Below are 23,949 nucleotides of genomic sequence, written 5' to 3'. Positions count from 1 at the left end.
ATCAGATCCCCGGCAAAGCCGGGTTCACCTCCTCCGCGTCGCTGGTATCGGCATGGACCGCGTCGTGGATGATGCGCGTGGTCACGCCCTGCAGATGCGCCCGCAGCGCCCGCTCCAGTTCCAGGAACTCGGGCCAGAGGACCGTATCAAGGAAGCCCTTGGGCGCGCGCAGCATCACCGTCGTGCGCTTCTGGCGGGGGTAGCGATAGGGCCTCAGCCCGTAGCGGCGGCAGAGGGCGACGAAGAGCTGCCGGGACCAACTGTCCGGCATCGCGAACTGCTGCTCCACGGCCGGGTCACGGCGGGCTTGCTCGGCCAGGCGTGCCTTGACCCGCTCCAGCGCCGCCCCAGCCGCCTCCCGCTCACCCGCCGTTCCTGCACCCGCGATCAACGCCTCGATCTTGCGGAGCCGCTCCCGGAGATCGTCCTCGCCCGCCATCCCGCCTCAACCCCCAACCGGCATGCAGGATAGCCCGGTGCAGGCCGCCAGGGCAGCAGGTCACGTCAAGCGCTGAGCTGGAGGGGGATCAGACGACGGTTACGAAGAATCTCCATAGATCAGGCCAGTCCGAGCAGGCCTCGATGACTGGCCATATGTTGCGATATCAAAACAGATTGCGGCGCGCGTGGCCCCTCAGCCGGGCCAGGCTGGGATACTCATCGCATGGAGGCGCGGCGCGCCTGGGAGTGGGGCGCTGGGGCCGTCAGGGTCGCGGCGGGCGCGAGGCGCGCTGGCGGCGCGCCACGACGACCAGGATCACGCGGTCTCCGCCCGCTTCTCGGCGAGTTGCCGGTCGATCTCCGCCTTGCTGACCGCCACCCAGGCGCCACGTGCCCGCACGATGCCCCAGTTGCCGACGCTGTTGCGGCGGCGCCAGCGGGCGACCTCCATTTTCGTCAGACCCCGCAACGCCTCATAGAAATCCTGGTGCTGCTCCTCCGCGCCCTTGGCGCCGATGGTGACACTGAGCCCGGTGCCGCCGCGTGCGGAGCGGACGACGTGCTGGGGCAGGAAGGGCGTACCCTCCGCGTCCTGCGGCACCCGGATCATGCCCTCGTCGTCGGGTTCGACCGCCGCAGCGGGGTCGAAGGGCCACTGGCGGTCGGCGAGATTGGTCCAGCGCGACGGACAGAACTCGCGCCGCCGCGCCAGCCAAGCCCGGGCTGCCTCGGCGGTGATCTCGCCCGCTTCATCCGGGCGCAGCTCGCCGGTGCTGGTGGCGTTGCGGATGGCGGCGGGGGTCACGCCTGACAGCAATCGCAGGCCTTCCAGCGACACGGGTTTCCCGAAGTCGAGCGCGGCGCGGGCGGCGACGCCTTCCCAAATGAAAAGGTGGGTGTCGCTGAAGAGGGCCGGCGCGCAGCGGAGCGCGGTCGCGCCGCGCGCGGCCAGGGCTTTGACGCGCGCCTCCCGGTCCTCCAGGGAAGGGGGCCTGTCGCGCGGTTCATGAGCTGCCAGACCTTGTCCGGCGTACTCCGCGCCGTCCCGCCACGGCTGGGTCAACTCGATGGAGTCGATGGCCTCACCGAACTGATCGGCGAGGAACCCGCGCCAGCCAAGCCGGTCGAACAGTGCGAGCAATTCCTGTTTCCGCGCGGCGGGCTTCCAAGCCTCGCTCAGCAGCGCGCGCAGGGCGCCCTGCGTGGCGGTCTCGCCGAAAGTGAGCGCGAGTGCCTCGCCGAGGCGGAGCAGGCCGCTCTCGAGGTCGCTGGCGATCGCCTCGTGCAGCACGGCGAGCCCGTCATTGTCACGGGGGAAGGGATGATCGAGATCAAAGGCCATAATGCGTGTCCCTGTGTGGATTTCCTCTTCTGTAGAGGGTCAGAAGGGGTGGCGCAAGCCGAAAATTTTGGAGGTAGTATGTTTTGCCTCTAAACATTAGGCCTCTGAATTTCTGCATGCTGCTGTATGATGAGGCCATTATCATGCGTGATCGTCGCGCTAGGCTCCCACCTACGCCGCCCCCGAGAGGATACCCGCCCATGGCCCGTGACCGCCGCTGGATCGTGCTCGCCGAGGACGGCCGCCACGTCACGCTAGGCCGTGGCAGTGACCCCGACCAAGCCGAGCTGGCCAGCCTCACCGAGACGATGCGCGCCCAAGGCCTTCGCGGCTGGCTCGCCGTGATGGAGGGCGACTATCACGCACGCCGAGCCGCGCCGACGGTGATGCTGGTGCGCGCGCTGACGCCGGTCACGGTGGAGTGGGATGCCGCCGTCGCCGCCTTCCAGGACCGGCACATAAAATCCCTTAGCGCCGCCTGACGCGCGCCGCGGCGGCCGTCAGCCAGAAAGGCCAAGCGACGTGCGATCTCCGGAATCTGCGGTCTCGCAGGGAGGACGGTAAGCCGTACGCCATGCCCTTCCACCACATCCTGGTCGGAATGCTGCGCGCCTATATCAACGCGGCCGGAATGGCCGCCAATCAGCGAGGCTGATCGTTCCGCCTGGCCAGGATTGCGGCTACGCGCTGTCCATTGCCAACAGGCCAAGTCGATGTCGGCCGGATAAGGCGCCGCTGCGCGCCGCTGGCATCACCAGGCTCTGCAATCGGCCTCAGGGACGTCCCACCAGGGCGAGATCGAGCAGGCACGCTTCTGAGTCGGCCTCCAGGGAGCCGAAGAGGCTCATCGTATCACTGGCCGCATTCGCCCAATTGCTGCATTTTCGATTATGTTGCTAAAATGAATTGGATAGCTGCTTCACCACACAGGATGGCTCATGTCGGACAAGATCTATGGCTCGCTGAATGCTCTTGTCCCTGTTCGACGCCTTCTGGATGAAGCGGGAAAGGCACAGGCGGATCCCAACCGCACTCTCCTGTCTTCGGGCGTGGCGGAGGTTCTTGGCGCGGCGGCGGGCATCGGTGTCGGTGCCGCGGCGGGTGCGGGGATCGTCTCCGTCGGTGCCGCGTCAGGTGCCGCGGGAGGAGCCGCTTTGACCTCCGGCCTCGCCGCGGCAGGCAGCATCGTCGGCGGCGGCATGATGGCCGGTATCGCGGTGGTTGCGGCGCCAGCGGTCGTGCTCGGCGTGGGCGGCTACGCCGCCGTGTCGATTTTCAACCGGCAGCGCCTTGACCGCGAGCGTCGTGCTCTTCTCCAGGAAGCACTACGGAAGCATCACGCGCTTCAAGAGGAACTCAGACGGCAGAACGCCACCAACCGTTCTCGTGCTGAGTACCTCCACACGCTCGTCGTGAAGCTTGAGGATGTCATCCAGAACCTGAAAGGTGATCTCGGTGAGAAGGCCGCCTGATCTCTCTCAGGAAGGGCGGGTTGCCGGAGGACAGGCCCGGGTTCTCAGGGAAATCCGCGCGAGCACGTCTGACACCACCGATCTGCTGGATCAGGCCATCAGGCGGGCGGAAGCTCTGGCAGCGTCCCACAAGGTCGCTGTGCGGCAACCTCTGTCTGCCAGTGCCGCACCGCCTGACCTGGTGGTTACCCGTCCGCTCCCCACCTTCGACGAACTGCTGGCGATCACGCCACCGGACGCGGCGCTGGAGGATGCCCTCGATGCCGAGGAGATCAGGGCGGCCCTCCAGCGCCTGGAGAAAGCCGGTGACGACGCGGCTGGTGAAGGGGAACTGGACCGCTGGGATCTCGTCATCGCCGGCACAGCAGGACTTCTGGCCGGCCTTGCTGATATTGTTCTCGTCGGTATTCCACAGAACCCGCTGACTCAGTTCGGCGCTGAGGGCGGCCTTCTCTCCAACGGCATGCGGGACGCGGTCAGCAGGGTTCTGCCACCGGACCTCGTCGCTAAGCTGGAGAAGGCGTTTCCTGTTCCATACGATCCATCCACAAATGCGCGTCTGCTGAAGCCGGTGGATGGTCTCTATCCCGTTTCCCACCGGTTCCATTCTCTCGGGCACGATCCGCTTCTGGGCTGGGTTTTCGGGGTGCGGGATATCCTGAGCGGCACGTTCTCCGCGATCGGTCGGGACGGCGTGCTGGTCGTCCAGGGAGTCACAAGCGGCGAGGCTGGTCAGAACCTGTTCAGCGGCCTCTTCGATGCCTTCCGCCGGGTCGGCGGTCACATGCTCTCGGATGTCGCCACACCCATGGGGCTGCCGGCTCCACTCATGCCTCTGACCCAGTTCCTGCAGATGGGAACCATCGGTTCCGAAGGTCTTTCTGTAGCGGAGATCACCCGCAGAATGTACCGGGATGGCTATGACTTCCGGCATTTTCTCGCGGGTGGCCTCACGACGGGCATCATTGAGGTCATCATACGTGGGTCCTGGATGATCCGGCGGCTTCAGGAGGGGCGGTCATTTCAGCAGGCTCTGCCGGTCGCGAACATACCCAGGCTGCGCCGTCAGTTGCTCCTTGGCCACGCCATGGCTGCCGCTGTGAATGCCGGCAAGGTCGCTGTCATGAGCAACCCGCTGGCACTCAACTGGGCGCAGTGGCTGGCGGTCCTGAGATATCTCGGTCCTGAGCTTCTTCATCTGGCGCGCGCGCCGGCTCTTCGCGCCGCTGCACAGGATAAGTTGCTGGATGGTGATCTCCGCATAATCGCGGGTATGCCAGGGTAAGTCGTAAAAGGCCGCGCATTATCACGGCATATGACCGTTGTCAGGAACGTCTCACCCAAGGCTGCAATGAGGGAGTACCGCTGATCAGGCAGAGGTTGCCCGGTGCTCTGTGTTGATGCGATCCCACACCCCGGCAACCTCTTCCTGCTGCCTGCCGGATCGGAAAAAGTCACTGCAGCATGCGAGAACCTCCTCTTCAGGTCTCCTGGCAGGGCCTCGAAGGCTGCATTCCCAGATCGTCAGAAGACGCCAGCCAGCGGTAAGAAGGGCGGCTGAGGTTCTCTGATCCCGCTCGCGGTTGCCGGAGATCTTGGCTGACCAGAACTCCCGCCGCGTCGCCGGAAGACGGCACATCGGGCAGTGATGCCCGTGCCAGAAGCAGCCATGCACCTGGATGGCGGATTGGTGGCGCGGGAAGACCAGATCAGGCCGCCCGGGCAGTTCTTTCGCGTGCAGCCGGAAGCGCAGGCCCGCCGCGTGCAGACCCTTCCGGATGATCATCTCCGGCTTGGTGTCCTTGCCGCGGATCCGGCTCATATTGAGCCGCCGCTGCTCGGGTGTCAGCACGTCGGTCATCCCGCCCCCGCGTCCGCCACGATCAGCCGGAGTGCGGCGGCGATCTCCTCCACGGACATACCCGGCTGCAGGGTCACCGCGCCGAAGCGGAAGCCCCTGCGGTAATCCGGGTGAAACAGCCGCCCGGGCATCGGTGTCGCGCGGTAGTCATCGCGGGTGACCGGCATATGCGGCGTCAGCAGATAGGCGGCGGTGACGATCTCCTCCACCCCGCCGGAAGCAGCCTCTCTGACCAGCGCGTCGCGATAGGTGTGGATCGAGCTGAGCGCGTCATTCAGCCCGTCATCGATGCGGTATTTGGCGTCCAGCACGATCAGGCGGCCGGTGTCAGCCTCCCCGGCGTCACGGGCCATCACCACATCCGGCGTCATGGTCCGGCTGTAGGAGCCGCGACCGTCTGCCTCTCTCCAGAACTCACGGTACTGCTTCTGGAAGCACAGCTTCCAGCCACTGCCGACCGGGACTGTGACGGCACCGGTGGCCAGGGTCACGCCGCCCGCCGCATCACTGATGAAAAGATCCCGGATCTCCAGCCCCTCGGGCCCGAAGGCCTCGGCACCCGCCCGCACGAGGCGCAGGAAGCACCACAGTTCGTACAGCTCGAAGGTACGGGCCAGGGGCAGGTTGAGGAAGTCACCGAACACCGCGGCGATGCCGAGGTTCATGTCCTGCCAGAGCCGGTAGAAACGCCGGTAGAGCGGGTCATGACGGAACAGCGCGGAGAGAACCAGCTGCGGTGGCGCCTCACCGGCCTCGGCAAAGGGCGCGGCCTCAGCCAGCCGGCCGATCCGGTGAGACAGCCGGCGGCAGCGGGCAGCCCAGACAGACGCAGTCTGCTGCTGCTCGTCATCAGACATTTTCCGGCTGCGCTCCAGCAGGCCGGCTGTGGAACTCAGCCAGGCAGACCAGGCGCGCAGGCAGGCGGCCATCTGCCGGTGCTCCGGCAGATCCAGGGAACTGCGGTGCTGACGCAGGCGGATCTGCTCCGGCAGGAAGCCCTGCAGCCCTGCCGGCAGACGCGACGGGACGACGCTTTCCCGGCGCAGCCTGCCGGAGTGAAAGGAGCGCAGGATCTCCAGGCCGGTCGCGCGGCTGGCCCGGTGGTACGGCAGCACACGCTCTTCCGCGGCGAGCCGGCGGCGCGGGCTGCGGGCAATGCTCTCCACAATGGCGGACAGCTCGTCGACCCGGGAGCGCAGGAACTCCAGCCGCGCCACGGGGGGGGGCCTGCTGCCACTGCCATGACCGACCGCCTTGCGGAAGCTGCTCAGCGAGAACAGGGCAAAGCTGTCATCCAGGATCTCCCGCACCATGGCATCAAAGGCATCGCGGGTCAGCTTGCGGCGGTCCGGGTCGGTGACCACCTCAAAGCGCCGCGGCGGCTGCCCCTGCAGCCGCAGTTCCGCCTCCACCGTGCCGGCATGGAAGCCGGGAAGCCAGCGCCAGTGGGCCTGATCAGCCGCCGCGGCCCGCAGGGCCTCCAGCGGCCGGTCATCGATCAGCAGGGCCGCGGTGGGGGCCTCCGGGCTGTTCTGCAGCTCGAAGAGGTAGCTGCCGGTTTCCTGCACAGCCCCGGGCGGCACCTCCTCAGGCTGTGGCCACACCTGCCACGCCGCCCCGGTCCGCTCGCTGCGTAGAAACAGGGCGCTCATGGCGGGTGTTACCGGCTGGCCTGGAAGGAGCCGAACTCGTCGAGGTCGGCCAGCAGTTTCGCCAGGAACTTCCGGGAGCGCGGCAGGTCCGCCAGTGTCCGCTGGAGGCTGGTCAGCAGCGTCCGCTGCCGTTCGCTGCCACGCAGTTTGACCAGCACTTTCTGCACCATCAGGTCATCGGTGACTGCATCCGGCGCGCTGCCGAGATGCTCCGTGGCGAAGGCGTGATAGCGCACCACCTCGCCGGCGACCCGGTAACCGAAGCCGAGGCCGTGGGCCGCCATGATCGTCTCTGCCGCCAGCAGATGCGGTGAACAGGCAGCACTGGCCTGCTGCAGTCCGGGCTCCCGCTCCTCCAGGTCCGTGAAGAAGCCGGCCAGATCAACGGCCGTCATGTCGATGACCACCGCCCGGTCCAGCACCTTGTCGCTGACCGGGTTGGTGGTCTCGTCGATGTTGATGGTGCCGGTGATGTACAGGTTGGGCGGCAGCGGCAGTGCGGCCGGGATCACCGTCCCGGTGGAGCCCTCCAGTGGCACCCCGTGCGCATGCAGCTGCAGGGCCTCGCCGGTCTCAATCCCCGAGAGCACGTCCGAGAAGTAGTACTCGACCCGTGCCAGGTTCATCTCGTCCAGCACCACGAAGACCGGTGACTGCGGGTGGGCTGTGGCCAGCAGCACCGCCTCCAGGAAGGGCGGCACCATGTAGCGGTTCGACAGTACATCGTAGTAGCCGGTCAGACCTGTGGGATCGGTCCACTCAGGCCGGACCGGGCAGACAAACAGAAACGGGTCCGGCTCTGTCGCGTCGAGGCCATGCACCGCCCGGGCATATTTCAGCGCCAGCTGGGTCTTCCCGGTGCCGGAGAGGCCCGCCAGGATGACAAAGTGCTTGTGCGGCAGGAAGTTCAGCGCGGCATGGAACCGCCGGACCTCGCCTCCGGGATAGTGGCCGCCCTGCGCCGCAACGGCCGCCTCAAGCTCTGCCACCGGGATCAACGGCGGCCGGCGCCGCATCTCCGGTTGGACGGTCCCGCCATCGGCCCAGACCCGCAGCTCATGCACCTTCTCGCGGCCGATCAGGCTGCCGAGGTAGCCGACGAACTCCCGCGCCAGCAGGCTGCGCCGGGCCGAGGCGGCCGGCGGAAACAGCGCCACGTTGATCCGGTCGACCGGGATCGCCTCGCCGAACGGGCTCAGATCCTCCGGCAGTTCATCCCAGAAGCCCTGGTTGCGCAGATGCAGGCAGCCGTCGCTGGCCAGCACAACGACGGTGTTGTTGTTGCGGGCGGCATAGCCGATTCCGCCGCCGCCATTCTCCCCTGGGTCTTCCTCCAGCAACGGAGCAGCCTCGGCCGGTGCCGCCGCGCCGAGGCGTTTCATGCCGGCCAGACGTGCGGTCATCGCCGGCGTGCCCGAGCGGACATAGGCGGTGAAATACACCTCGTCCGCCGGCGGGAAGACCATGGTGCAGGCGAAGGCGAAGCCATCGACATCCGCCGCCACATTGTCGAGGTTGACCACGCCGAGCTGCAGGCCGCGGCCGATTACCTTGGCGCTGTTGGAGACCCCGAAGAGCCTGTGGAACTTGGTCCGGCGCGTGACGAGCGGATCGGCTCTCGATGCGGCCTCAAACTGCTGCCGCCGCTCGGACAGGCTCATCCAGGCTTTCCTCTGCTGTGGTGGTCCGGGTGCCGAGCGCGCGGGCGATCATGGTGGCGAGGGCCTTTGCCATCAGCGGCGGCACGGCGTTGCCGATCTGCCGGAAGGCCGGGTTCATCGTGCCGGCAAAGACAAACCCGTCCGGGAATGACTGCAGCCGGGCGGCCTCGCGCACCGAGATCGTGCGGGCCTGGGCGCTGTCGTAGTGAATGTGGCTGTAGCTGTCCTTGCCCAGATGCGCCATCAGCGTCCGGGCCGGCTTGTCGGCCCACATCTTGCGCCACTTGTTGGGGAACTTCCCGGCATCGTAGGGCGGGACGATCTCCTTCTTCAGCTGCTCATAGGCCGCCGAACCCGGCCTGATGACCTTACCCTGCCGGCCGAGCTCTGCTATCCGCTCGTTCAGCATCTCGAGTGCATGACGGTGCGCTTCCGGGTACTGGTCACCTGGATTCATGCGTTCGAACAGCGGGTAGTCACGCGGCAGATAGCGAATGGCATGATCACGGATCATGGCCGGCGCCTCAAAACCCGGCCAGTGACGCATTGCCTGGGCATAGGCGGAAAGGTTCCGCCGGCCGCGGGGATACGGGATGCCGTCGGCTTCCTCAAAGCGCCTCGCACCACGGCGCAGTGTACCGGCCTTTGCCAGAGCGCGGGCATCGAGCGGCGGCAGATCGCCTATGGCCTCCGCTGCCGTGACGGCAGGCGGCAGGGCTCTGGAAGCCTCTGGCGGAGGCACATACCGGCTCCTGGCGGCCAGCAGGTCGCCTCCCAGCAGCTTGAGGGCCACAGCCCGGGTGCCATCGTAGCCGGGGGGCAGATCAACCCAATGGGTCGGGGCCGGGAAACGTACTTCCTGGTCCAGCTCCTTGCGGTAGGCGATCAGGAACATCCGCTCCCGCATCTGCGGCACGCCATAGTAGGAGGCGTTCAGCAGGGTATAGCCGCAGACATAGCCCTTACCTGACAGAACCTCGGCAGTTTCTTCGGCGATGTTCTGGCCGCCGTGGTTGAGCACGTCCGGCACGTTCTCCATCAGAACGGCCAGCGGCTGGAACTCATCCACGTAGCGGAGATACTCGAGGTAGAGGCGGGCCCGGGGATCGTGCCGGAAGGCCTCCGGATGGGCCTCGACCTCGCGCAGCTTGGACCGGCCAACCCGGGCAAACGCCTGGCAGGGCGGGCCGCCAACCAGAACGTCCACAGCCATCGGCACCGGCCCCAGATCCAGAGCGGCACTGAGGTCCGCCGGATGCGTCACGGTGATGTCGAAGGCCCGGCTGTGCGCCGCGTTGCCGCCATGGAAGTTCAGACCATGAGACCGGGCGGCATCTGGGTCGTACTCGACCGCCGCGCTGACCTCGAAACCGGAAGATCTGAAGCCAAGAGACAGGCCGCCGCAGCCGGAAAACAGGTCCAGGACCTTTGGCCGGACGCCGGAACGGAGGCGGGCAATCTTCTTCTGGATGACGCGGGAGGTCACGACGACTGCCCCCTGCGGGTGGCAGGCAGGCGCAGAGGCAGCTCGCGCTGACCCTCATGCTCATCCAGGAACTTCAGGATGGCATGCCGCATGACCCAGGCCGCCGAGACGTGGTTGGCGGTCGCCAGGGCATCGACCCGTAAACGGGCTTCTTCCGGCAGGATGACCGAGGTCCGGACGGCTTTCTTCGGGCGAGGGGTCATACGACGTTCATATCCGCAGCAGCATGCACCATAGTGGTGCATAGTTGTGTATTATGCACTGCCTGGAGCTAAAGTTAAAGTCGTCTGAACTGTGTAGGCAGATGACGTAGGCGAGGGTTGTCACGACGTGGTGGAGATCAACGCAGCGTTTGTGGAGGCCCAGGCCCATGCCGCTCTCGATGCCGCGTCAGGCAATATGCAGATTGATGCCGCGCGACGCCGCGGTGGCAGCGATGATGGTGCAGGCTTTATCAGCGTGGAGTTTGCCAAGTCTGCGGGGGTCCTGCCTGCTCCGGGCTTCGGTCTGGCGGCTGCGTAGCCTGTCGGGCTTGAGTGCCGCCTCAACACACCCCGCATGTTATTAGGATGAATTACCTATACATGATTGCTTATCAGGAGGGGAGCTTTGGTCATGCTTCCTACAAAATTATGCTGCCGCCCTGCTTCCGCTTTCGATGCATCAATGTGATGATAGCTATCACCAGCGGATAATATCCTCCCAGATATAATCGATTGAGCAACGAAAACTCTCTCAGCACCCTCTTCCGCCTGACGCTCGCGTCGGGTGTTCCCGCAGCAGTAGCGTTCCATCTCAAGCGCGGCGCACCCCTGAATGGCCGGGACGGAAAGGGCCGCACCCCTCTGATCCTGGCAGCAATGCGCGGACATACCGAAGTCTGCCGGCTGTTGCTTGAGGCTGGTGCTGATCCTGCCACTCGGGATGCCGACAACCGGGATGCGCTCGCAGTTGCACAGTCCGCCGGGCACTCCCCTGTTGTCGCGCTGATCGCAGGCTACCAGAGCGCTGATGCGGCGAGCGCGTCGGAACAGGCCCCGCCGCCAGAGATTGACCGCTGCGAGCCGAACCAAAAATGCACTGCAGTCTCTGAACCACCAGACGGCCCCTGCTTTCTTCCGGAACACGACGGCCCTTGCTCGGGCAGCCGTCCGGAAAGGGATACAGCGCCCACTGCCACGGTGCTGACGCTGGATACTGCGGCGGCGGCACACACGGATTCGGCAGAAACTGCCGAGGCGGACATCAGGGCGGAAATCGCCGATGAGTGGGTCGCGGATGATGGAGGACAGAGCGTCGCCCCGCCGGGCGACGAGGGGCCGGAAGTGGAGCCCGTGGCAGGCCAAGGCACGGTAGCCGCGCCTCCACTCCTGGCCGAGCCATCAAGCCCGGCAGCCGGATCTTCCGCTGCGGATCAACAATGGGAGCCTGAGCCCGAGCCCCTGCTACCCATTTCAGCGATCGGCATCGAGAGGGCAGCGGCCGCACTCGATGCGCAGCTGACCAGTCACACCGCATCCCTATCTGACCAGGACTGGGCCGACACGGACCTGGATCTGCCTGGGATCGCGCCGGCGTGGTCAGCCATGTTCGTGGAGGGGTTCGATGGGCACCGTGCAGCCGTGCATCTGCTGGAGGCGGCGCTCCGCCATGGATGGGTGCCGGAGGAAGCGCTTGATGAGTTGGCGGTGCACGCCGCGACATGCGGCAAGGAAGAGGCTGTAACCGCCGCTCTCCACGCCGCACTCGGTGACCTTGGCATGCTGGTCGAGCGGGAGCATGCGCTTGATCTGTCGCGGGATGCTAATGATGACCCGACAACGGGCAGCTCCTCCCTTCACAGATCGGACATTGCCGACACACTCGAACTCCTCGACGGCATGGCGGGAGCTTTTCCTGACGCTGAGAGCCTGCTGCTGGAGGAGGCGGCGCGCGTACGCATCCCCTCTGCCTCCGAAGAGGTGCGTCTGTTCCGGGAACTGGCGTCGACTCGTCGGGATCTGCTGAAGCTGGCAGCTTCCAGCGTCTCCACCCCGGATACTCTGAGATCCTGGGCCGATCGGCTGGATGCCGGCCTTCTCATGTCGAGGGATATTTCGGACGTCGAATGGACTGCGGCCGAGGAGGACGTTGACGACGCCTCGGATCCATCAAGCGAGGAGGAGGGTTCGGCGGCGAAGGGGCTGGCGGATCGCCTCAGGGAGGCCGCCCGGAGGGATGCGGATGCGGGCGATACAGCACGGATCCTGTCATCGATGGCGCTGACAACCCGCCGCTTACTGGAACTGGCCGAGGGCGCCCTTCCTCAGGGAAGACGATCTGCACCACGTCGCCGCCCAGCGCCGGAACGCATCGCGGAGAACACGCCGCAGGGCCTCCACCTGTTGCGCCGTGTCCCCGCGAGCATTCAGGCACCCGGACCTGCGGCTACGGTCGAAGCGACACTGGAACGGTACCTTGCTCTGAGAGAGATGATCGTCAAGGCGAACCTGCGTCGCATCGTCTGGCACGCGCGACGATACGCACGCCCTGCGGTGCCTTTCCTCGATCTCGTTCAGGAAGGCCAGATCGGCCTCCTCAGGGCGATCGACAAGTATGATGTCGAGCGCGGCTGGCGCTTTGGTACCTACGCAACGTGGTGGATCCGGCAGTCGATGAGCCGCTGCACGCAGGATACTGGCCGAACGGTCCGCATCCCCGTCCACCTGCTGGAGCGTATGGCCAAGACACGGCGGCACGCGGATGCCTTCAGGGTGAAGCATGGCTTCGAGCCATCGGCCCTCGATCTCGCTCAGGTGACGGAGCTTGATGTACGGGCAGTCGAGCGGGCGCTTGCTGCCGAGCGTGAAATCATGCCTTTGGAGGATGCTGCAGGTCTGTCCGCCTCGGCAGATCATGAACCGGGTCTGGCCAGGGAAGCCTGCGTTCCGGAGCTTGTCGACCCGGAGACACCTCTTGCAACCGTTCTTCAGAACGATCTGAGACTTGCCTTGCTTGACGCGTTGCAGAAGCTTGACCAGCGGGCAGCGCGCATCCTGGACCTGCGCTTCGGCATCACCGATGGCCACCCTCTCACACTGGAGGAGATAGGGCAGTCGTACCGGGTAACCCGCGAACGGATCCGGCAGATCGAGGCGAAGGCACTCGATCGGCTGCCCCGGCACCTTCCCTCGCGCCACTTCGAGAGCATGGTCCCATGACAGAGCATCCAGGCCAGAGAAGGATTGCCGCTCCACCACGGGCCACGGCGATGATCGAGGCCTTGCGAGGCCTGGGCTACTCGACTTCGACGGCCCTGGCTGACCTGATAGACAACAGCGTAGCTGCAGGCGCTTCACAGGTGGACGTGTCCTTCACCTGGGCGGGAGCCGCATCACGCGTGATCATAGCCGACAATGGCAGCGGCATGACGGCTGACCAGCTTGAGAAGGCCATGCGTCTCGGTGATCGCAGCCCGCTCGAGCCGCGGCTGCCGGGTGACCTGGGGCGGTTCGGTCTCGGACTGAAGACCGCGTCCTTCTCGCAGTGCCGGCGGCTGACTGTCGTGTCCTGCAGGCAGGGGACAACGGCTTGCCTGCGATGGGACCTTGACGAGATCGCCGCGGCGGGAGGACGGGATTGGGAACTGCTCGAAGGGCCAGCGCCCGGTTCGGAGGACCTGCTGACGCTCCTGGCTTCCACCGGCCACGGTACGCTTGTCGCCTGGGAAGTCCTCGACCGTCTGCTGACACCGGGCTTCCGCGAGCAGGACCTGCTCGACCTCATCGACCGTGTCGAGCGCCATCTGGCCATGGTCTTCCACCTCTACATGGAAGGGCCCCGGGCACGTCTGCGCATCACGCTGAACGGGAGCCGCGTGAGGCCGTGGGATCCCTTCATGACGGACCATCGCGACACATGGTCATCCCCGGAGGAACGCATCGCCAGCTCTTCCGGTCCTGTCACTGTCCAGGCCCATGTCCTGCCCCACAAGGATCGGCTGGATGCGCGAACCTACGAGGATGCCGCCGGCCCTGACGGCTGGACAGCGCAGCAGGGCTTCTATGTCTACAGGCAGGAACGCCTCCTTCTGGGAGGGTCCTGGCTGGGGCTCGGGCGCGGGCGGTCGTGGACGAAGGAAGAGGCTCATCGGCTCGCACGCATCCGCGTGGAGATCGGGAATGCCTCCGATGCTGCGTGGAAGATCGACATCCGGAAGTCGACGGCACGACTACCGGTCGAGGTTCGCTCGAAACTGACAGCTCTCGCCGAGGATACCCGGAACCGCGCACGCCGCGTCTTCGCGTGGCGTGGCAAGAATCTCGCCGGAAGAGTGACTGGACAGCCGGTTGTCCAGGCCTGGGCGGCAATACACAATTCCGACGGCGTCCGGTACCGGATCGACGAGCAGCATCCCGCCGTGGCGGCGGTCCTCCAGCAGGCCAATGAGCTGGTTCCTCTTGTGCGCGCCATGCTCCGCGTCGTGGAGGAGACGATGCCGGTTCAGCGCATCTGGCTGGACACGGCGGAGGCGAAGGACACGCCCCGCACCGGCTTCACGGCTGGTCCGCCAGCCGAGCTCCACCAGGTGCTGGACGTCATGTACCGGAACCTCGTTCGTCGACGTGGACTGACGTCTTCCGAGGCCAGACAACGTCTTCTCCTGGCAGAGCCTTTCGACGCGTATCCCGATGTCGTTGCCGCCCTTCCCGACCTCCCGCCGAGCGAGATCTGACACGCCATGGATGCAGTACTGGAAAGCCATGCTCAGAAGGTGGTGAAGTTCGTTCAGGAACTTCTGCTTGACGAACCCGACCGGAGCCGTATCGGCCCAGCGCTGATTGGCGAGCAGATCGATGTGGTGCTGCGGATGAAGCCGGCCTGGGGAGAGGGGCTTGACCGGGCTGCCATAACGGAGGAGCTCGTCCGCCGCTTCAGCATGTGGATCGGCCGTGACGGAACCCTGAAGGATGAGGCCGGGCATGTCGCTTGGCTTGATGCAGAGAGGAAACATGACTGGCGCCTGTGGCGGCGCTATCGCGAGTGGCTTGAAAGGGATCTTCCTTCAGACGCGCTCGATGCTCTCGACCGATCCACCAACGGAATCCTCGGCCTGCTGGAGGATCCGCAGAGACCAGGCGATTGGGATCGTCGGGGCTTGGTGGTGGGGCATGTGCAGTCGGGGAAGACCGCCAACTACACCGGCCTGATCTGCAAGGCGGCGGATGCCGGCTACAAGATCATCATTGTCCTCGCCGGACTGCACAACAATCTCAGGGCCCAGACCCAGATGCGGCTGGATGAGGGCTTCCTCGGCTATGCGACGGCACCGTCGCCAGGCGACACGACGACGATCGGTGTCGGCGAGATCGACGGCGACCCATCCATCCGACCCAATTACGTGACCAACCGCACGGACAAGGGCGACTTCTCGACACGGCTGGCTGGCAGCCTGGGCATCAGTCCCGAGCAACGGCCGTGGCTCTTCGTCGTGAAGAAGAACAAGACCGTCCTGACCCGCCTCCTGTCCTGGGTCCAGAATCATGCCGCCGACAGCCGGGACCAGGAGACCGGGCGGAAACTCGTCACGAAGCTGCCGCTGCTGCTGCTGGATGACGAAGCAGACCATGCGTCGGTGGATACCGGCGAGCAGCTGTTCGACGAGCAGGGACGCCCGGACGAGGAGCACTCGCCGACCGTCATCAACCGCCTTGTGCGGCGCCTGCTTCATTCCTTCACCCGGGCAGCCTATGTCGGCTATACGGCCACGCCGTTCGCCAACATCTTCATCCACGATCGCGGCAACACGCGTGAGGAGGGTCCGGACCTCTTCCCAAGCTCGTTCATCGTCAATCTCGCAGCCCCGTCGAACTACGTCGGTCCGGCGAAGATCTTCGGCCTTCGCGGATCCACGGGCCGCGAGGGAGGCCTCCCCCTGATCCATGCAGTCTCCGATCATCAGAATGAGGCGGAAGGCTCCGGCTGGATGCCGCAGGGCCACAAGAGCCACCATCGGCCGAGCATGGACGAACTGCCCGGATCGCTGCACGAGGCCATCCTGTCCTTCCTGCTTGCCTGTGCCGCCAGGAAGGTCCGCGGGCAGGGCCAACGTCACAGCTCGATGCTCATCCACGTCACCCGCTTCACTGCCGTTCAGGCCGAGGTCCATAGGCAGGTCACGGAGATCGTCCGGGGCATCTCCCAGCGCCTCCGGCGGAGAATCGGCAGCGAGAAGCTGCTGGCGGATCTCCACACGCTCTGGGACAAGGATTTCGTGCCCGTCACGGCGATGATTGCCGGACGTGGCGACGATCCATCAATCAGTCCCCTGGCATGGGAAGCAATAGCTGCCGTTCTCCCGGATGTGGCCGCCGACGTGGAAGTCCGGATGATCAACGGCACGGCGAAGGATGCCCTCGACTACGCCGACAATGCAGGTCGTGGCCTGAAGGTCATCGCCATCGGGGGTGACAAGCTGGCTCGCGGCCTCACCCTGGAAGGACTTTGCACGAGCTACTTCCTGCGCGCCTCGCGGATGTACGACACGTTGATGCAGATGGGGCGCTGGTTCGGCTACCGCCCCGGATACCTCGACCTTTGCCGGCTCTACACGACATCCGATCTCATCGAATGGTTCGGCCATATCGCCGATGCGTCAGAGGAACTCCGGGAGGAGTTCGACATGATGCAGGCCAGCGGCGGCACCCCGAAAGACTACGGCCTCAAGGTCCAGTCGCACTCGGTGCTCATGGTTACATCGCGGCTCAAGATGCGCTCCGCCAAGACGATGATGCTGTCCTTCAGCGGACAGGTGGTGGAAACGGTCGCGTTCCATCGCGACCCGGTAATTCTTGGCTCCAACCTCAAGGCGCTCCGCTCGCTGGTGGAGGAGATGGGTAGTCCGGTCAAGGTGACGCCGATCCGGCGCCCGAGGCCAGACACGTGGCATGAATGGGAAGGAGCGCTCTGGGATGCAGTCTCTGCCCAGCGGGTTGTCACTTTCCTTGCCAACTACAAGACCCATCCTGAAGCCCACAAGACAAGTGCGGCCCACCTTGCGGAGTTCATCGATTCGATGGCACGCACTGGTGAACTGACGTCATGGACCGTGGCAATACTCGGCGGTGGCGACCGTCGAACTGTTGATCTGGGATGTGGAATCTCTGTCAAGATGCCGAAGCGTGAGAAGCGCTCCTCCACCCAGGATCGCTTTTCGATCGGCCGACTGCTGGCACCGCGCGACGAAGCAATCGATCTCGAGGCAGACGCATGGACTGCATCTCTTGCGTTGACGCGGGAGATGTGGCGAGCAGACCCAGCCCGCTCACAGGGTCAGGAGCCGGATACGCCAAGCGGCGTCGCGATCAGGCGCGTCAGAGGTTTCGGTGCAGCCGGCGTTCCCGCCCGACCGGATAAGGGTCTGCTGCTCCTCTATGTGCTCGACCCGCAGCTGACGCAGGCAGAGCTTCCCGAGGATATGGAGGGTGTGGTCGGATTTGGCATGAGCTTTCCCGGCAGCCGTTCGGGCGTGAAGGTGGCCTACGTGGCAAACAACGTGCTCTGGGAGCAGGACTATGGCTCCTCCGAATGATCCGCTTCGGCTGGCTGAGGCTTGGCGGGCATTGGCCGGTCTGGATGGCGAGGCAGGATGGCGCAGTACCTATCTCGCCAGCATCGGGTCCTGCCGGATCATGGCGGCACGGCACATGCCAGACGATCGCGAGGGGTTGCTGCTTGGCTTCCAGGACGTAAGGCCACCCTCGCCGTCCGAACTGCCTGCAGGACGGGGCTTCCACGTCGAGATCGTGCGCGAGCCCGCACTGCCACGCCTCGTACTGATCGCCCTTGCACGGCAGCCAGGGGCGCAACTCGACCTCTTCGGGGCGATGGCACAGGACCTCCTGTCCGTGATCCGCGCGGAAGAGAGCACGCATGACGCGCATGTCGTCATGGCCCGCGTGGTCGCAAGAATACGGGCTTGGCAGGATTTCATGCTGAGGGAGCGTGGCGGCGTCCTGAGCGAGGAGGACGAGATCGGCCTGCATGGAGAGCTCCACGTCCTCACGAAGCTGGCCGAGAGTCTCCAGGATGCCGTGGCGGCCGTGGGCACTTGGGAAGGCCCGATGCGAGGCCTGCACGACTTCGTGCTCCCGATCGGGGCGATCGAGGTGAAGTCCTCGGTCGCGACGGCTGGATTCAGGGCAGCGATTTCGTCGCTGGACCAGCTCGACCAGGCAGTACGCTCGCCCCTGCACCTCGCGGCGGTCCGCCTGAGGGATGATCCCATGGGCCAGACGCTTCCGGAGCGGGTGGCTGCAACACGTGCGGTGCTGTCCGGATCTCTCGCGGCAGCATCCGCCTTCTCGCACAGGCTGCTTCGTTACGGATACATCGAGGCGATGGCGGCGCACTACACGCGCCGGCTGAAGCTCGATGACGTGCGCCTCTTCAAGGTCGCCGATGGCTTCCCGGCCCTGACTGCCAGAGTGGTGCCACAAGGCGTCGTCTCGGCAACGTATGTCATCGACCTGGATGTCCCCGGCCTCACCGCCGTCACCCTTCCCGATGTCCTGCAGGATGCAAGATCGCCATGACGCTCGACGAATTCCTTGGCCAGCTCCAGGCTGACATCCGCGAGCGGATGGAGAGCGGCGACGCACCGCCCTACAGCGAGATGGTCTTCGCCGAGCACGTCATGGACCACATGGCTGAGATCGGCATGACGTCGGACCCTGTCACCTGCCACTACGATGCGATGGTCGATCGCACGAAACTCAGGCTGAGCGGCTATGCGGTCAGCAGGGACGACGAGCAGCTCGATCTTTTCGTGAGCCTCTACTCCGGCAGCGAGAAGCCGGTGCCGATTCCCGACAGCGAGACAACTCAGGCTGCCACCCGCTGCCTCGCGTTCCTGACGAAATGCGCGGAAGGTCGCTTGGCATCGCGCATTGACGCAGCCAATGACGCCCATGAGCTGGCGCAGATCATTGAGATGATCTTCCCGAAGCTCGACCATATCACGGTGCATGTCCTGACGGACCGTGTTGCCAAGTCGAAGAGCTTCAAGAGCAGGGAGGTCAATGGGAAGACCGTCCGCCTCGAGGTCATGGACGTCGAGCGGCTGTACCGGCATCTCTCGGAGGGGAAGCCGCGGGACGAGATGATCCTGGATTTCAAGACACTGTCCGGGTCGCCCCTGCCCTGCGTCCTTCTGCCAGGTGAGGACACTGTCTACAGTACCGCCTTGGCCGCCATCCCGGGCGAGGCGCTCCGACTGACATACGAGAAGTTCGGTGCGCGCCTGCTGGAAGCCAACGTACGCTCCTTCCTGAGCGCCACGAACAAGGTGAATCGCGGTATCCGTGACACCCTGCGGTCAACGCCGGAGCACTTCGTCGCCTTCAACAACGGCATCGTCGTGATCGCGGATGCCGCGGGCTATGAAGCGACGCCGGAGGGTGGGCCAGGCATTGCGTGGCTTCGCGGAGTGCAGATCGTCAACGGCGGCCAGACCACGGCTTCCATCTACTTCACGAAGAAGAAGACGCCGGATGTCAACCTTGGTCGCGTTCGGGTTCCGGCGAAAATCATCATCGTCGGTAGCGAGGACGAGCAGGGCGACAGTGCGAGGGAGATTCTTGTTTCAAACGTCTCCAGGTTCGCCAACAGCCAGAGCGCGGTAAAGGTTTCGGACCTGTCAGCGAACCGCCCATTCCATCGAGACCTCGAGCGTCTGACTCAAGCGACGTACTGCCCGGACGGTGTGACCAGATGGTTCTACGAGCGTGCAGCGGGTAGTTACAACGTGATGCTGTCCCGGAAGGGCGATACACCAATCCGGCTCAAGAAGCTGAAGTTAGAATTCCCACAAACGCACAAGGTCAACAAGACCGAGCTCGCCAAGTGCCTGATGGCGTGGGCCGGCTATCCTGACATCGCCAGCCAGGGCCTGCAGAAGAATTTCGAGAAATTCAGCGCCTTGCTCGATGAGGAGGAAGGCGCGCGGCGATGGCCCCTGACGAACGCAGCTGATATGAAGCGGATCATCGCACAGGTCATCATCTTCAGGGCCGTACAGAAGGTGGTCCGCCCACTGCTGCCGGCCTTCCAAGCTAACGTCATCGCCTATACCGTTGCGTTGATGGGTCAGCGCCTGAAGGACAAGATGGATCTCGACCGCATCTGGGCAGACCAAGCTCTTGCGCCTCACCTAGTGGCGGTGGCCGCCGAGTGGGCCCGGCATGTGGACAAGGCGCTGCATGAATCGGCGGCAGGCCGGATGGTCTCGGAACGGGCGAAGAGGCCCGAGTGCTGGGAGCAGCTGCGGTCCATCACCATGCCGATGCCGCAGGAAGAAGCGAAACTGCGAAGCGCCTGAGGCACGTGGCGAGCGTCAGCTCGCCACGGCCGCACGCAAGCTCCTGATGGTCCTGATGCGCGCAGCCGAGGCGTCGTCGAACGGCACACCAGGATCCGCAAGCGGCTTCACCTCCAGCATGCGCTGAATTCTGCAGACATGCGGGTTGCCCTCCATCACGGCAAGCCAACCCGCCAATCCTTGGCTGCGAAGTGCGTTCTCGACGTTACGCAGCTCCTCAGCGAAAGGATCAGACGCATAGCCGAGGGTGACATAGCGACCATCAGTGCTGAGCACGATCCAGCGCCGTTCCTTCGATTGCTCCTTTGTTCTCGACATCGTGGTTCCGAGCCACTCCTCCTTTTCCCGTACTTCAGGATAATCCTTCAGGAAAATTTGCCGCAAAACTTCTGCTTTCGGAAGGACGTGCCAAACCTCCGGTGGCACTCTGTCCCTATTCCAGCCGGACGCACCGCTCATGATCCCCACCGAACCTCACCTCCCGCTGACGCGCCATGGCCTTTCCCGCTGTGCCCAGCGCGGCGTGCCGCAGGAGGTCACCGCTCTCCTGCTCCGCTACGCAGACCTCGATCTGCATGCTGGGGCGGGATGCACCAGCATCCGGCTCGGACGGGATACCGCGGCCATGCTGCTCGCCGAGGGGGCCCGCCCGGAGACAGTCAGCCGGGCCCAGCGCCTGGTGGCGCTGCTCGGCGACTACGGTGTGGTGACGGTCCTCAGACCGCACCGCCGCGCCGGTCGCCGCTATCGCCGGCAGTCCGCGACCCGCGCGCGGAAGGCGGCCTGACCATGGGGGATGTTGTGTCCTTTTCCAAGCACGCGGTCACCCCTGCCCAAGAGTGCGCCGCGGCCAACCCGCGGGGCCAGGAGGCGGCGCGCCTGCGCCGGGTGATCCAGGCCAAAGGTAAGGCGGCGGTCAGCTTCGGTGCTGGCGAGCAGGCGAAAGTCGCGGCGCTGGTGAACAGCTTCATCGACCGCTACGCCAAGCAGCATGGGCGCGGCAGCATGACCGGACTCTGCGCCAAGCTCTGGCCGGAAAGCTTCGAGAACCCGACGCGCCGCCGCGCCGAGATCCTGCAGATGAAGAAGGCCTCCACGCTGGCGAACATGGTCGACGCGATCGCCCAGTACACGGGCGATTCGGCGGACAACCTGCTGCTGGAGGCGTTTCGCGGCACTCGGTTCGACCGCGCAGCGGCCGCCCTGCTGCAGGGGATTGGCGCCGAGCCGGACCTGGAAGAGTTCTGGTCTGTGCTGTCCGAGACGTTGCACGCCCTCGCCGCGGCCGTGGTGCGCATCGAAGGGCTGGAGAAGCATCAGGAGCGCATGGCCGGGCTGCGCGGCGGCTACAACCTTGGATCGGACAGCTTCTTCCCCTCCTCCGCACGCCCGCTGATCCGGCCTCTGGCCAACTGGAGTGAGCACTGGTGCGAGTTCCCTCCGATCCCGTCGGTCGTGCTGTTCACCGAGCCGCAGTGCGAGACGGTGGAGCGAACCCTTCTCCTGGCCGATCCTGAGGAACGGCTGCCGGTCGCGGTCTCGGTCTGCCGGGAGGTGCGGTTGGCCATCGGCCCGGTGGACCATCCGCTGGTGCCCGGACCGCTCTTCGAGTTCCGCAGCGTGCTGCACCTCGCGGCCGGCGGCCGGCCTCTCCAGCTCCGCTATCCTTGGCCCTCCCTCGAGGACGCGGAGGAGGATGTTGAGGTCGAGATCGACGGCACTTGGCGCGCCGCGACGCTTCTGTTGGGTGAAGACCATACCCCCACCGCCTTCAAGGATGACGTGCTGGGGTCGCGGGAGTTCTGGCTCCCGGCCTCCCTTGAGGCGCCGGTTCAGCATGGTCACGCCTATCCGGCATGGCGCCCGGTCACAGCAGGAACATGCCAGGACCTGCTTCTGCGGCCGGTGGAAGGGGCCTGTGTTCCCTTCCAGGAGGCGCCCTACAACGTCCTCACCAACAGGGAGGGGCCCGATGCCTTCCTGCCCAGCGGCTCTCTGGCCGTGTTGATCGAGGCGGCACTGCACGGCACTGGCCCAGAGAGCCTGCCCGAGCAGCTCCGCGCCGCGGCGCGTCAGATGGTCGCTCGCCTCTCAGGCTGGCACGTCGAGCAGGCCGCTGCCGCCGAATCAGCCCACCGCACCCTGCGCAGCCGCTGGGAGACCTGGTCTTGAGCAGCCCCTATCTGGTCGATGCCCCCCGCCGTGTTCATCGCCACTGGTGGACGGTCGTTCCGGCCCTGCCCGAGGGACCAGACACGCAGGAGGCGCACGCGCTGCGCCGGGTCTGGTTCGACCACACCATGAACACCTTTGGCGCCGCTGCCGACGGCGCGCTGCGGCCACGGGCGCGGGGTTTCTACACCGAAGGAACCGAGGATCACCTGACGCCGGCGGTTTTCCAGACCTGGGCCGCCCTCGGTTCACCCGCAAGCTGGCTGCCGCGGCTCCTGCAGCTCTTCGGCCTGGCCCCTGTGGGCAGGGTGACGGCGGCGCGCTGGTGTTATGCCTTCGAGGAGCACGTCACAATGCGTCTGCGCCCGATCGCCGACATCGTGCTCGCCTGGTGTGACGAAGCGGGGGAAGCGGTCCTCGTCATAGAGGCCAAGCGCCGCGGCGCACCGCTGGCGGCCAAGGATCTGACCGATCTCGACCGTTACCTTCGGATGCCCTCGATTGCCGCCGTGCCGCGGCGCCACCTCGGCCTTCTGGTCGACGAAGCCGATCTTCCGGCCATACAGGCCCGGCTGGCGGGCGCTTGGCCGGTCACGTCGTGGCAGGCGCTGATCGGCGCGCAGCTTGACGCGGCACGACACCTGGATGGAGCCGCGACAGTCGCCCGGGAGGTCGCGCACTTGATCACGGTCCACGCCGCCCATCACGGTCTGGGGCGACCGCCGTGCCAGATGGCGCTGGCGCTCGCCAAGGGAGCGGGAACGCCTGCGAGCTACGCGGCCATTGCCGCAGCGATGGAGGCACCGCCCGCAGTGACCCGCTTCCTGCTCGGCTCCGAAGCGGCCCTGGCGCTCCGCTGCGGGCGTCGTCCGGCGGCGCCCCTGCCTTGGCTGGAGGACGCCCCTGCCGCCGACGAGATTTGGCACCGCTTCAGGACGGCGCCCGCGGAGAGGCAGACCACCGCCGAGCGCCAGGTTGCCCGCTGGAAGCTCAACTGGTCGCCACCCACTCTAGCTTCCCGGGTCAGTCCCCTCGGAAGGCTTCCGGGAGCATGATCATTGAATGCGGGCCCTGCCCTCCAGGGCCGCCGCAGGAGCCTGTCTACGGTTGGGACTTATCGCTCTTCCCTGACTGCCAGATGAGTGACCAGCGGGTTGTTCATCCGTCGACGACGTCCATCACTGCCAAAGGGTCAGGCATCTCCCTGATCCTTCGGCAGCAGCAAGATGCTGTTGCGGTTGAGCACGCGCGCCTCCACCACGTCCCCGAAGGAAAAGTTGGCCTGCATCCATTTTGCGATGCGGCCATTCCCGCCCACCACGCGGACGACCCCGGACTTGTTGGCTCTTCTGTCGATCCGGGAGGAGAGCGGATGATCCATGCTGCCCAGATAGACGGTGAGTGGATCGTCGTGCTCGCCGAGATGACGACTTGCTGTTGATTGCCACTGAGAACCGACCCGGTTTGGGGTGAAGTTGCCACTGAGAGTTGACCCATGTTCGGAC

Annotated in this window: 21 protein-coding genes and 1 pseudogene; 13 read left to right on the top strand and 9 right to left on the bottom strand. The window is 65.5% G+C overall.

The features are described 5' to 3' along the window. Position 1: 1 nt before the first annotated feature. Both IBL25_RS04085 and IBL25_RS04080 read right to left on the bottom strand, forming a co-directional pair. A complete protein-coding gene (locus tag IBL25_RS04085; RefSeq protein ID WP_187777291.1) occupies positions 2-439 on the bottom strand; it encodes a hypothetical protein in 438 nt (145 codons plus the stop codon). Between the two features lie 318 nt (positions 440-757). Continuing rightward, positions 758-1,783: a hypothetical protein gene (locus IBL25_RS04080; protein WP_187777290.1), complete on the bottom strand. Its 1,026-nt coding sequence runs from the start codon at positions 1,781-1,783 to the stop codon at positions 758-760. Positions 1,784-1,983: 200 nt separating this feature from the next. Between IBL25_RS04080 and IBL25_RS04075 the strand changes: the two genes are divergently transcribed. The 3 genes from IBL25_RS04075 (at position 1,984) to IBL25_RS04065 (ending at position 4,540) form a co-directional block, all read left to right on the top strand. Further along, positions 1,984-2,265 carry a hypothetical protein gene (locus IBL25_RS04075; protein ID WP_187777289.1) on the top strand — a complete coding sequence of 94 codons (282 nt, stop codon included), beginning with the start codon at positions 1,984-1,986 and terminating at the stop codon, positions 2,263-2,265. 456 nt (positions 2,266-2,721) lie between these two features. Continuing rightward, the gene (locus IBL25_RS04070) at positions 2,722-3,255 is read left to right on the top strand and encodes a hypothetical protein (RefSeq protein WP_187777288.1); all 534 of its coding nucleotides are present in this window, start codon (positions 2,722-2,724) and stop codon (positions 3,253-3,255) included. Continuing rightward, the gene (locus tag IBL25_RS04065; protein ID WP_187777287.1) at positions 3,230-4,540 is read left to right on the top strand and encodes a hypothetical protein; all 1,311 of its coding nucleotides are present in this window, start codon (positions 3,230-3,232) and stop codon (positions 4,538-4,540) included. The genes IBL25_RS04070 and IBL25_RS04065 overlap by 26 nt, the downstream gene beginning before the upstream one ends. A gap of 84 nt (positions 4,541-4,624) precedes the next feature. Here IBL25_RS04065 and IBL25_RS04060 read toward each other — a convergent pair whose 3' ends face one another. From IBL25_RS04060 to IBL25_RS04040, 5 genes are read right to left on the bottom strand one after another with little or no spacing between them, the layout of a single operon-like run. Further along, on the bottom strand, positions 4,625-5,116 hold the full coding sequence (locus IBL25_RS04060; protein WP_187777286.1) for a very short patch repair endonuclease: 492 nt from the start codon (positions 5,114-5,116) through the stop codon (positions 4,625-4,627). After that, entirely contained in the window at positions 5,113-6,768 is a 1,656-nt protein-coding gene (locus tag IBL25_RS04055) for a DUF2357 domain-containing protein (protein ID WP_187777285.1), read from the bottom strand. Before IBL25_RS04055 ends, IBL25_RS04060 begins: the two co-directional genes overlap by 4 nt. An 8-nt stretch (positions 6,769-6,776) precedes the next feature. Next, positions 6,777-8,429, bottom strand: coding sequence for an McrB family protein (locus tag IBL25_RS04050; RefSeq protein ID WP_187777284.1), 1,653 nt, complete (start codon positions 8,427-8,429; stop codon positions 6,777-6,779). Next, positions 8,398-9,915 (bottom strand): DNA cytosine methyltransferase, encoded by a 1,518-nt coding sequence (locus tag IBL25_RS04045; protein WP_187777283.1) that lies wholly within the window; start codon positions 9,913-9,915, stop codon positions 8,398-8,400. Before IBL25_RS04045 ends, IBL25_RS04050 begins: the two co-directional genes overlap by 32 nt. Then, a complete protein-coding gene (locus IBL25_RS04040; RefSeq protein WP_194433606.1) occupies positions 9,912-10,118 on the bottom strand; it encodes a ribbon-helix-helix domain-containing protein in 207 nt (68 codons plus the stop codon). Before IBL25_RS04040 ends, IBL25_RS04045 begins: the two co-directional genes overlap by 4 nt. 127 nt (positions 10,119-10,245) lie before the next feature. Here IBL25_RS04040 and IBL25_RS04035 point away from each other — a divergent pair, with 127 nt between their 5' ends. From IBL25_RS04035 to IBL25_RS04010, 7 genes and pseudogenes are all read left to right on the top strand, one after another. Further along, positions 10,246-10,437, top strand: coding sequence for a hypothetical protein (locus IBL25_RS04035; RefSeq protein ID WP_187777282.1), 192 nt, complete (start codon positions 10,246-10,248; stop codon positions 10,435-10,437). Between the two features lie 194 nt (positions 10,438-10,631). Continuing rightward, a pseudogene (locus IBL25_RS27680) lies at positions 10,632-10,898 on the top strand (ankyrin repeat domain-containing protein); the annotation flags it as partial. 897 nt (positions 10,899-11,795) lie between these two features. Next, on the top strand, positions 11,796-13,115 hold the full coding sequence (locus tag IBL25_RS27675; RefSeq protein WP_408896991.1) for a sigma-70 family RNA polymerase sigma factor: 1,320 nt from the start codon (positions 11,796-11,798) through the stop codon (positions 13,113-13,115). Positions 13,116-13,165: 50 nt separating this feature from the next. Then, a complete protein-coding gene (locus IBL25_RS04025) occupies positions 13,166-14,629 on the top strand; it encodes an ATP-binding protein (RefSeq protein ID WP_187777280.1) in 1,464 nt (487 codons plus the stop codon). Between the two features lie 6 nt (positions 14,630-14,635). After that, entirely contained in the window at positions 14,636-17,485 is a 2,850-nt protein-coding gene (locus IBL25_RS04020) for a Z1 domain-containing protein (RefSeq protein ID WP_187777279.1), read from the top strand. Beyond that, a complete protein-coding gene (locus IBL25_RS04015; protein ID WP_275295947.1) occupies positions 17,469-18,488 on the top strand; it encodes a PD-(D/E)XK motif protein in 1,020 nt (339 codons plus the stop codon). Before IBL25_RS04020 ends, IBL25_RS04015 begins: the two co-directional genes overlap by 17 nt. After that, a complete protein-coding gene (locus IBL25_RS04010; protein WP_187777277.1) occupies positions 18,485-20,272 on the top strand; it encodes an AIPR family protein in 1,788 nt (595 codons plus the stop codon). Before IBL25_RS04015 ends, IBL25_RS04010 begins: the two co-directional genes overlap by 4 nt. Positions 20,273-20,287: 15 nt before the next feature. On the opposite strand, the gene IBL25_RS04005 is transcribed toward IBL25_RS04010, so the two are convergent. Beyond that, entirely contained in the window at positions 20,288-20,731 is a 444-nt protein-coding gene (locus tag IBL25_RS04005) for a hypothetical protein (RefSeq protein ID WP_187777276.1), read from the bottom strand. Between IBL25_RS04005 and IBL25_RS04000 the strand changes: the two genes are divergently transcribed. The 3 genes from IBL25_RS04000 to IBL25_RS03990 are packed head-to-tail and all read left to right on the top strand — an operon-like array spanning position 20,730 to position 23,499. Beyond that, positions 20,730-21,059, top strand: a complete 330-nt coding sequence (locus tag IBL25_RS04000; protein WP_187777275.1) for a hypothetical protein — start codon at positions 20,730-20,732, stop codon at positions 21,057-21,059. The two genes, IBL25_RS04005 and IBL25_RS04000, sit on opposite strands and share 2 nt — an antisense overlap. Before the next feature lie 2 nt (positions 21,060-21,061). Next, a complete protein-coding gene (locus IBL25_RS03995) occupies positions 21,062-22,444 on the top strand; it encodes a hypothetical protein (RefSeq protein WP_187777274.1) in 1,383 nt (460 codons plus the stop codon). Continuing rightward, positions 22,441-23,499 carry a hypothetical protein gene (locus IBL25_RS03990; RefSeq protein WP_187777273.1) on the top strand — a complete coding sequence of 353 codons (1,059 nt, stop codon included), beginning with the start codon at positions 22,441-22,443 and terminating at the stop codon, positions 23,497-23,499. Before IBL25_RS03995 ends, IBL25_RS03990 begins: the two co-directional genes overlap by 4 nt. 137 nt (positions 23,500-23,636) lie before the next feature. On the opposite strand, the gene IBL25_RS03985 is transcribed toward IBL25_RS03990, so the two are convergent. After that, positions 23,637-23,949, bottom strand: a 313-nt coding sequence (locus IBL25_RS03985; protein ID WP_202986672.1) for a hypothetical protein, incomplete at its 5' end; no start/stop codon positions are given.

The sequence above is a fragment of the Pseudoroseomonas ludipueritiae genome (assembly GCF_014490445.1).
Taxonomy (GTDB): domain Bacteria; phylum Pseudomonadota; class Alphaproteobacteria; order Acetobacterales; family Acetobacteraceae; genus Pseudoroseomonas; species Pseudoroseomonas ludipueritiae.
The sequence above is the reverse complement of the archived record's forward strand: the minus strand, read 5'-3'. Positions and strand labels throughout refer to the sequence as shown.